Origin of the sequence: Streptomyces ossamyceticus, assembly GCF_001418475.1 — a bacterium.
Lineage (GTDB): Bacteria > Actinomycetota > Actinomycetes > Streptomycetales > Streptomycetaceae > Streptomyces > Streptomyces ossamyceticus.
Genome location: NZ_LIQX01000083.1, coordinates 24,534 through 33,864, shown reverse-complemented (window position 1 = coordinate 33,864; position 9,331 = coordinate 24,534). Strand labels below are relative to the sequence as shown.

General features: G+C 70.3%; 5 protein-coding genes. 4 read left to right on the top strand and 1 reads right to left on the bottom strand.

Translation table 11 applies throughout. The annotated features are described in order from the left end of the window. Positions 1–17: 17 nt before the first annotated feature. Positions 18–3,551 carry a methionine synthase gene (gene metH, locus AOK15_RS07745; RefSeq protein WP_055514138.1) on the bottom strand — a complete coding sequence of 1,178 codons (3,534 nt, stop codon included), beginning with the start codon at positions 3,549–3,551 and terminating at the stop codon, positions 18–20. A gap of 373 nt (positions 3,552–3,924) precedes the next feature. Between metH and AOK15_RS07740 the strand changes: the two genes are divergently transcribed. The 4 genes from AOK15_RS07740 (at position 3,925) to AOK15_RS07725 (ending at position 9,204) form a co-directional block, all read left to right on the top strand. Beyond that, positions 3,925–4,689, top strand: coding sequence for an IclR family transcriptional regulator (locus tag AOK15_RS07740; protein WP_055514136.1), 765 nt, complete (start codon positions 3,925–3,927; stop codon positions 4,687–4,689). A 409-nt stretch (positions 4,690–5,098) separates the two neighbouring features. Next, positions 5,099–5,899: an MIP/aquaporin family protein gene (locus tag AOK15_RS07735; protein ID WP_055514134.1), complete on the top strand. Its 801-nt coding sequence runs from the start codon at positions 5,099–5,101 to the stop codon at positions 5,897–5,899. Positions 5,900–5,996: 97 nt separating this feature from the next. After that, complete coding sequence (gene glpK / locus AOK15_RS07730) at positions 5,997–7,535, top strand: glycerol kinase GlpK (protein WP_055514131.1); 1,539 nt, start codon at positions 5,997–5,999, stop codon at positions 7,533–7,535. 52 nt (positions 7,536–7,587) lie between these two features. Beyond that, entirely contained in the window at positions 7,588–9,204 is a 1,617-nt protein-coding gene (locus AOK15_RS07725; protein ID WP_055514129.1) for a glycerol-3-phosphate dehydrogenase/oxidase, read from the top strand. The last annotated feature ends 127 nt before the right edge of the window (positions 9,205–9,331 follow it).

Here is a 9,331-nt window from a genome sequence, read left to right as displayed (position 1 = left end):
GACCTGACCAACCACTACTAGCGTGCGTTGAAGTACTTCGCCTCGGGGTGGTGGATCACGATGGCGTCGGTGGACTGCTCGGGGTGGAGCTGGAACTCCTCCGAGAGCTGGACGCCGATGCGCTCGGGCTCCAGGAGCTCGGCGATCTTGGCGCGGTCCTCCAGGTCGGGGCAGGCGCCGTAGCCCAGGGAGAAGCGGGCACCCCGGTACTTGAGGTCGAACATGTCCTCGATGACCGCCGGGTCCTCACCGCCGAAGCCGAGCTCGGCGCGTACCCGGGCGTGCCAGTACTCGGCGAGCGCTTCGGCCAACTGCACGGACAGGCCGTGGAGTTCGAGGTAGTCGCGGTAGGAGTCGGACTCGAAGAGCCGGGCGGTCTCCTCGCCGATGCGGGAGCCGACAGTGACGACCTGGAGGCCGACGACGTCGGTCTCGCCGGACTCCTCCGGGCGGAAGAAGTCGGCGAGGCACAGCCGGCGGCCGCGACGCTGGCGGGGGAAGGAGAAACGGGTCCGTTCGTTGCCGGCGTCGTCGAGGATGATGAGGTCGTCGTCCTTGGAGACACAGGGGAAGTAGCCGTGGACGACGGCCGCTTCGAGGAGGTTCTCGGTCTGGAGGCGGTCGAGCAGACCGCGCAGCCGGGGCCGGCCCTCGGTCTCCACGAGCTCCTCGTAGCTGGGGCCGTCGCCGGTGCGGGCCTGCTTGAGTCCCCACTGGCCCTTGAAGAGGGCGCCCTCGTCCAGCCAGGTGGCGTACTCCTTGAGCTGGATGCCCTTGCTGACGCGGGTGCCCCAGAACGGCGGGGTGGGCACCGGGTTGTCGGTGGCGACGTCGGAGCGGACGTGGCCCTCCTCGGGGCGCTCCTCGACGGTCGTGGCGGCGGCGCGGACCCGACGCTGCTTCAGTTCGGGCAGCTTGGCGCCGGGCACACCGCGCTTGACGCCGATGAGGGCGTCCATCAGGCGCAGGCCCTCGAAGGCGTCGCGGGCGTAGCGGACCTCGCCCTCGTAGATCTCGTGCAGGTCCTGCTCGACGTAGGCGCGGGTGAGGGCGGCGCCGCCGAGGATGACGGGGTAGTTCGCGGCGAGGCCCCGCTGGTTCAGCTCCTCCAGGTTCTCCTTCATGATCACCGTGGACTTGACCAGGAGACCGGACATGCCGATGACGTCGGCGCGGTGCTCCTGGGCGGCGTCGAGGATCGCGGAGACCGGCTGCTTGATGCCGAGGTTGACGACGTTGTAGCCGTTGTTGGACAGGATGATGTCGACGAGGTTCTTGCCGATGTCGTGGACGTCGCCGCGGACGGTGGCGAGGACGATGGTGCCCTTGCCCGCCTCCTCGCCGTCGGCGCTCTTCTCCATGTGCGGTTCGAGGTGGGCGACGGCGGCCTTCATGACCTCGGCGGACTGCAGGACGAACGGCAGCTGCATCTGGCCGGAGCCGAAGAGTTCACCGACGACCTTCATGCCGTCGAGGAGTGTGTCGTTGACGATGTCGAGGGCCGGGCGGGTCAGCAGCGCCTCGTCGAGGTCGGCCTCAAGCCCGTTGCGTTCGCCGTCGATGATGCGGCGCTTGAGGCGTTCCTCCAGCGGCAGGGCGGCCAGTTCCTCGGCCTTGCCCGCCTTCAGGGACTTCGCGGTGGCCCCCTCGAAGAGCTCCATGAGCTTCTGGAGGGGGTCGTAGCCCTCGGCGCGGCGGTCGTAGATGAGGTCGAGGGCGGTGCGCACCTGCTCCTCGTCGAAGCGGGCGATGGGCAGGATCTTGCTGGCGTGCACGATCGCCGAGTCGAGACCGGCCTTGACGCACTCGTCGAGGAAGACGGAGTTGAGGAGGATGCGGGCGGCCGGGTTGAGGCCGAAGGAGATGTTGGACAGGCCGAGGGTGGTCTGGACGTCCGGGTGGCGGCGCTTGAGTTCGCGGATCGCCTCGATGGTGGCGATGCCGTCCCCCCGGGACTCCTCCTGACCGGTGCAGATGGTGAAGGTCAGGGTGTCGATGAGGATGTCCGACTCGTGGATGCCCCAGTTGCCCGTGAGGTCGTCGATGAGCCGTTCGGCGATCTCGACCTTCTTCTGCGGGGTGCGGGCCTGGCCCTCCTCGTCGATGGTGAGGGCGATCAGCGCGGCGCCGTGCTCCTGCGCGAGACGGGTGACCTTCGCGAAGCGGGACTCGGGGCCGTCGCCGTCCTCGTAGTTGACGGAGTTGATGACCGCCCGGCCGCCGAGCTTCTCGAGGCCCGCCTGGATGACGTCGACCTCGGTGGAGTCGAGGACGATGGGCAGGGTGGAGGCGGTGGCGAAGCGGCCGGCGAGTTCGGCCATGTCGGCAACGCCGTCGCGGCCCACGTAGTCGACGCACAGGTCGAGCATGTGGGCGCCCTCGCGGATCTGGTCGCGGGCCATCTCCACACAGTCGTCCCAGCGGGCCTCCAGCATGGCCTCGCGGAACTTCTTCGAGCCGTTGGCGTTGGTGCGCTCACCGATGGCCAGGTACGAGGTGTCCTGGCGGAACGGGACGGTCTGGTAGAGGGAGGCGGCGCCCGGCTCGGGGCGGGGGTCGCGGGCGGTGGGGGTGAGGTCGCGGACCCGCTCGACGACCTGGCGGAGGTGTTCGGGGGTGGTGCCGCAGCAGCCGCCGATGAGGGAGAGGCCGTACTCGCGGACGAAGTTCTCCTGGGCGGTGGCCAGCTCGGGGGCGGTCAGCGGGTAGTGGGCGCCGTCCTTGGTGAGCACGGGCAGGCCGGCGTTCGGCATGCAGGAGAGCCGGACACGGGAGTGCCGCGACAGGTAGCGCAGGTGTTCGCTCATCTCGGCGGGGCCGGTGGCGCAGTTCAGGCCGATCATGTCGATGCCGAGCGGCTCCAGCGCGGTCAGCGCGGCGCCGATCTCGGAGCCGAGGAGCATCGTGCCGGTGGTCTCGACGGTGACCGACACGATCAGCGGGACGTCGTAGCCGGCGGTCGCCATGGCGCGGCGGGCGGCGAGGACGGACGCCTTGGTCTGGAGGAGGTCCTGGGTGGTCTCCACGAGCAGGGCGTCGGCGCCGCCCGCGAGGAGGCCCTCGGCGTTCTGCTGGTAGGCGTCGCGGATGGCGGTGAACGTGGTGTGGCCGAGGGTGGGGAGCTTGGTGCCGGGGCCGATCGAGCCGAGGACCCAGCGCTGCCGGCCGTCGCGCGCGGCGAACTCGTCGGCGGTCTCGCGGGCGATGCGGGCGCCGGCCTCGGACAGCTCGGCGGTGCGCTCGGGGATGTCGTACTCGCCGAGGGCGGTGAGGTTCGCGCCGAACGTGTTGGTCTCCACGCAGTCGACGCCCGCCTCGAAGTAGGCGGCGTGCACCGAACGGACGATGTCGGGGCGGGTGACGTTCAGGACCTCGTTGCAGCCCTCCAGCTGCTGGAAGTCGTCCAGGGTGGGGTCCTGGGCCTGGAGCATGGTGCCCATCGCGCCGTCGGCGACCACGACACGGGTGGCGAGGGCCTCGCGCAGGGCGTCGGAACGGGCCCGCCCGGCGGCGGCGGCGGACGAAAGGGACGGATTCGGCGACGAGGCCATGAAGGTGCTCCCTGGAGTGCGACGGCTGTCGGCTTTGCGTCTTCCCACGGAAGGCGCACGCCGTCAGGGTAGCCCGGAGCGCCGGGCGGGGTCAGGGGCGTCCACGGGGCGGACCGGCGTGGCGTGAGCGGTCGAGTGCGGTTTACTCCCTCGACGGACGAACGGCGACACCGCTCGGGCACCAGGTGTCCACCGGACGCGCACCGGACGGACACGGGACCGGCACCGGAAGGGCGCCGCTCGGGCCCGTTCGGCCGAAAAGGTGTTGACGGCCATTAGCGAGAGGTCGGCAACGACCGGTAGTGTTCGACATTGCCGAACGTTGGAAGTTCATGTGCGGGCGGCGGTCGAAGGGGACGGAGGCAGGACGGCGATGGCACGGAACATCCAGTCGCTCGAACGGGCGGCCGCGATGCTGCGGTTGCTCGCGGGCGGCGAGCGACGACTCGGCCTGTCGGACATCGCCTCGTCGCTGGGCCTCGCCAAAGGCACCGCCCACGGCATACTGCGCACCCTCCAGCAGGAGGGCTTCGTCGAGCAGGACGACGCCTCCGGGCGCTACCAGCTGGGCGCCGAGCTGCTGCGCCTGGGCACCACCTACCTCGACGTCCACGAACTGCGGGCGCGCGCCCTGGTGTGGACGGACGACCTGGCCCGCTCCAGCGGCGAGAGCGTCCACCTGGGGGTGCTGCACCAGCAGGGCGTGCTGATCGTGCACCACGTCTTCCGGCCCGACGACAGCCGGCAGGTGCTGGAGATAGGGGCCATGCAGCCGCTGCACTCCACGGCCCTCGGCAAGGTCCTCGCGGCCTACGACCCGGTGGCGCACAGCGAGGTCCTGGAGACCGACCGCAAGGCGTTCACGGAGCGCACCGTGTGCGAACTGGACGACTTCGAGGGCGTCCTGGACCTCACCCGCGCCCGCGGGTACGCGGCGGACGTCGAGGAGACCTGGGAAGGCGTCGCCTCGATCGCGGCCCCCATCCACGACCGGCGGCGCATGCCCGTCGGCGCGGTCGGCATCACGGGCGCCGTGGAGCGGCTGCGCCGGGACGGCGAGCTGCGTTCCGAGCTGATCGCGGCGGTGCGGGACTGCGCGCGTGCCGTCTCGCGCGACCTGGGCGCCGCCCGCTTCTGACCCCGCCTGCCACCGCTGCCGGGCCGCCGTGCGCGTGCCGTGCGGCGGCCGCCGAACCTCCGAGGGCCGGGACACCGACGGTGTCCCGGCCCTCGCCGTACGCGGTCGTCACGGTCTCGGCGTGCGCGTCGTGGCGGTCTCGGCGTGCGCGCCCATAGCAGCCGACGCAAGATCGATAAGACAGTTCGATCAATAACGATCGGGTTTTCGATAACAGGACCCTTGACGAGCCACTCACGCCACAGCAAGACTCCCGTCCATCGGTCGGCATTGTCGAACACCTACCGGCAATACACGCTAGAGTGTGACAACGCCAAGGGCCGGTACAGCTCTCACCCCCGAGGGCGCGGACCCCCGGAATGGGACCCGGGGTCCGCCTTCCCCTGGACGAAGGACAAAGGAGTCGCGGGTGTCCAGCTCCGACATCTTCATCGGCGAGACCATCGGTACCGCCATACTCATCCTGCTCGGCGGTGGCGTCTGCGCCGCCGTCACGCTGAAGGCCTCCAAGGCCCGTAACGCCGGTTGGCTCGCCATCACCTTCGGGTGGGGTTTTGCCGTTCTGACGGCCGTCTACACCTCCGCGCCGCTCTCCGGCGCGCATCTGAACCCGGCCGTGACCCTCGCGCTCGCGCTGAAGGACGACGGCATCGAGTGGAGCCAGGTCCCCACCTACTGGGGCGGGCAGCTGCTCGGCGCGATGATCGGCGCCGCTCTGGTCTGGGTCGCCTACTACGGCCAGTTCCACGCCCACCTCACCGACAGGGAGATCGTCGGCGGTTCGGACGCGGAGACCACCAAGACCAAGGCCGTCGAGGCCCGTGAGACCGCTGCCGGTCCCGTGCTCGGCATCTTCTCCACCGGCCCCGAGATCCGCAACGCGGTGCAGAACGTCGCCACCGAGGTCATCGGCACCATCGTGCTGGTCCTCGCGGTCCTCACCCAGGGCCTCAACGACAGCGGCAAGGGACTCGGCACCCTCGGCGCCCTGATCACCTCGCTCGTCGTGGTCTCGATCGGTCTGTCCCTCGGCGGTCCGACCGGTTACGCGATCAACCCGGCCCGTGACCTCGGTCCGCGCATCGTGCACGCCCTTCTGCCCCTGCCCAACAAGGGCGGCTCCGACTGGAGCTACGCCTGGGTCCCGGTGATCGGTCCGCTGGTCGGCGCCGCCATCGCCGCGGGCATCTACAACGTCGCGTTCGCCTAAGAGCCCCGCCTACGAGCGACGAGCCGCAGGTGTCGCCCGACGCCCGGCACGCGCCGTACGTACCGCCCTTCGACCAGTTGACCTTCAGGAGCACACCGTGACCGACGCCCACACCGCAGGCCCCTTCATCGCCGCCATCGACCAGGGCACCACCTCCAGCCGCTGCATCGTCTTCGACCGGGACGGCCGTATCGTCTCCGTCGACCAGAAGGAGCACGAGCAGATCTTCCCGAAGCCGGGCTGGGTCGAGCACAACGCCAACGAGATCTGGACCAACGTCCAGGAAGTCGTCGCCGGAGCCATCCAGAAGGCCGGCATCACCCGCGACGACATCAAGGCCATCGGCATCACCAACCAGCGCGAGACCACGCTGCTCTGGGACAAGAACACCGGTGAGCCCGTCCACAACGCCATCGTCTGGCAGGACACCCGCACCGACGCCCTGTGCAAGGAGCTCGGCCGCAACGTCGGGCAGGACCGTTTCCGCCGTGAGACCGGTCTGCCGCTGGCCTCCTACTTCGCCGGCCCGAAGGCCCGCTGGCTGCTGGACAACGTCGAGGGCCTGCGCGAGCGCGCCGAGGCCGGCGACATCCTCTTCGGCACCATGGACACCTGGGTCATCTGGAACCTGACCGGCGGTGTCAACGGCGGCAAGCACTACACCGACGTCACCAACGCCTCCCGCACCATGCTGATGAACCTCCACACCCTGGAGTGGGACGAGAAGATCGCCGAGTCCATCGGTGTGCCGCTGGCGATGCTCCCCGAGATCCGCTCCTCGGCCGAGGTCTACGGCGAGGTCAACGGCGGCAAGCTGGGCGACCTGCTGGGCGGTATCCCGGTCGCCTCGGCGCTCGGCGACCAGCAGGCGGCCCTGTTCGGCCAGACCTGTTTCGCCGAGGGCGAGGCCAAGTCGACGTACGGCACCGGCACCTTCATGCTGCTGAACACCGGCGAGAAGATCATCAACTCGTACTCCGGCCTGCTGACCACCGTCGGCTACCGCATCGGTGACCAGAAGCCGGTCTACGCCCTCGAGGGTTCCATCGCCGTCACCGGCTCACTGGTGCAGTGGATGCGCGACCAGATGGGCCTGATCTCCACCGCCGCCGAGATCGAGACCCTCGCGCTCTCGGTCGAGGACAACGGCGGCGCCTACTTCGTGCCGGCCTTCTCCGGTCTGTTCGCCCCGTACTGGCGCTCCGACGCCCGCGGTGTGATCGCCGGCCTCACCCGGTACGTCACCAAGGCGCACCTCGCGCGCGCCGTCCTGGAGGCCACCGCCTGGCAGACCCGTGAGATCACGGACGCCATGACCAAGGACTCCGGCGTCGAGCTCGCGGCCCTCAAGGTCGACGGCGGCATGACCTCCAACAACCTGCTGATGCAGACCCTCTCGGACTTCCTGGACGCCCCCGTGGTGCGCCCGATGGTCGCCGAGACGACCTGCCTCGGCGCCGCCTACGCCGCCGGTCTCGCCGTCGGCTTCTGGACCAGCACCGACGACCTGCGCGCCAACTGGCGGCGGGCCGCCGAGTGGACCCCCCGCATGGACGCGGACACCCGCGACCGTGAGTACAAGAGCTGGCTCAAGGCCGTCGAGCGGACCATGGGCTGGCTCGAGGACGAGAGCTGAGCCGGGGCCCGAAGCCTCCGGTACCGGCTCTGATGAGGAGTAAGAACCCGACATGACCAGTCAGTCCACCCTGCAAGCCCTGCCTGCCCTGGGGACGCGCCCGGCGTCCGGCTCGAACCCGAGCCGAGCCGAGACCCGGGAACAGCTCTCCAAGGCGTCGTACGACCTCCTCGTGATCGGCGGCGGCATCCTGGGCATCTCCACCGCCTGGCACGCCGCGCAGTCCGGGCTCAGGGTGGCGCTGGTCGACGCCGGTGACTTCGCCGGCGCCACCTCCTCCGCCTCCTCCAAGCTGCTCCACGGCGGTCTGCGCTATCTGCAGACCGGCGCGGTGAAGCTGGTGGCGGAGAACCACTTCGAGCGCCGTGCGGTCTCCCGCCAGGTGGCCCCCCACCTGGCGAACCCGCTCACGTTCTACCTCCCCGTGTACAAGGGCGGGCCGCACGGCGCGGCGAAGCTCGGGGCGGGCGTCTTCGCCTACTCCGCGCTGTCGGCGTTCGGTGACGGCGTCGGGCATCTGCTGTCGCCGGCGAAGGCCGCGCAGGACGTGCCCGAGCTGCGCACCGAGAACCTGAAGGCCGTGGCCGTGTACGGCGACGGTCAGATGAACGACTCCCGGATGGCGCTGATGACGGTCCGCGCGGCCGTCGAGTCCGGTGCGGTGGTCCTGAACCACGCGGAGGTCACCGGACTGCGCTTCACCAAGGGCCGGGTGACCGGCGCCGAGCTGCGCGACCGGCTCTCCGGCGACGAGTTCGGCGTGAGCGCCCGCCTGGTGCTGAACGCGACCGGCCCGTGGGTCGACCACCTGCGCCGCATGGAGGACCCGAACGCGGCCCCCTCGATCCGGCTGTCCAAGGGGGCGCACCTGGTGCTGAAGCGGACCTCCCCCTGGAAGGCCGCGCTCGCCACCCCGATCGACAAGTACCGCATCACGTTCGCCCTGCCCTGGGAGGACATGCTGCTGCTGGGCACCACGGACGAGATGTACGAGGGTGACCCCGCGGACGTCGCGGTCAACGACAAGGACATAGCCCAGATCCTGGACGAGGCCGCGTTCTCCGTCCGGGACCAGCAGCTCGACCGCGATCTGATCACGTACGCCTTCGCGGGCCTGCGGGTGCTTCCGGGCGGCCCCGGCGACACCGCCAAGGCCAAGCGGGAGACGGTCGTCAGCGAGGGCCGGGGCGGCATGCTGTCCATCGCGGGCGGCAAGTGGACGACGTTCCGGCACATCGGCCGCACCATCATGAAGAAGCTGGAGGCCCTGCCGGGCCACCCGCTGGGCGAGGACTTCGAGCCGGTCGCCACGCTGCCGCGGAAGCTGCCGCTGCCCGGCATCGCCAACCCGCGGGCGGTCGCGCACCGACTGCTCACCGACCGTCCGGCGCCGGGCCCCCGCATGGGTGCCGACACCGCGCGGCACCTGGCCACGCACTACGGTTCGCTGGCCTTCGACATCGCCCGTCTCGCCAACGAGAACCCCGAGCTGGCCGAGCGGGTCCACCCCGACGCGCCGGAGATCTGGGCGCAGGTCGTGTACGCCCGTGACACCGAGTGGGCCGAGACCGCCGACGACGTGCTGCGCCGCCGGACGACGCTGACGATCCGGGGTCTGGCGACGGACGAGGTCCGTACGAAGGTCCAGGACCTGCTCGACAAGAAGTAGACCCGCCTGCCGGTCCGGCCTCTCCCCTGACCGGGGCCGGACGGCCGGGAAACGGCCCCTGCCGCTCCGGGGCCGAACCGCGAGGGGGCGGCTCCACCGATGTGGTGGAGCCGCCCCCTCGGCCTGT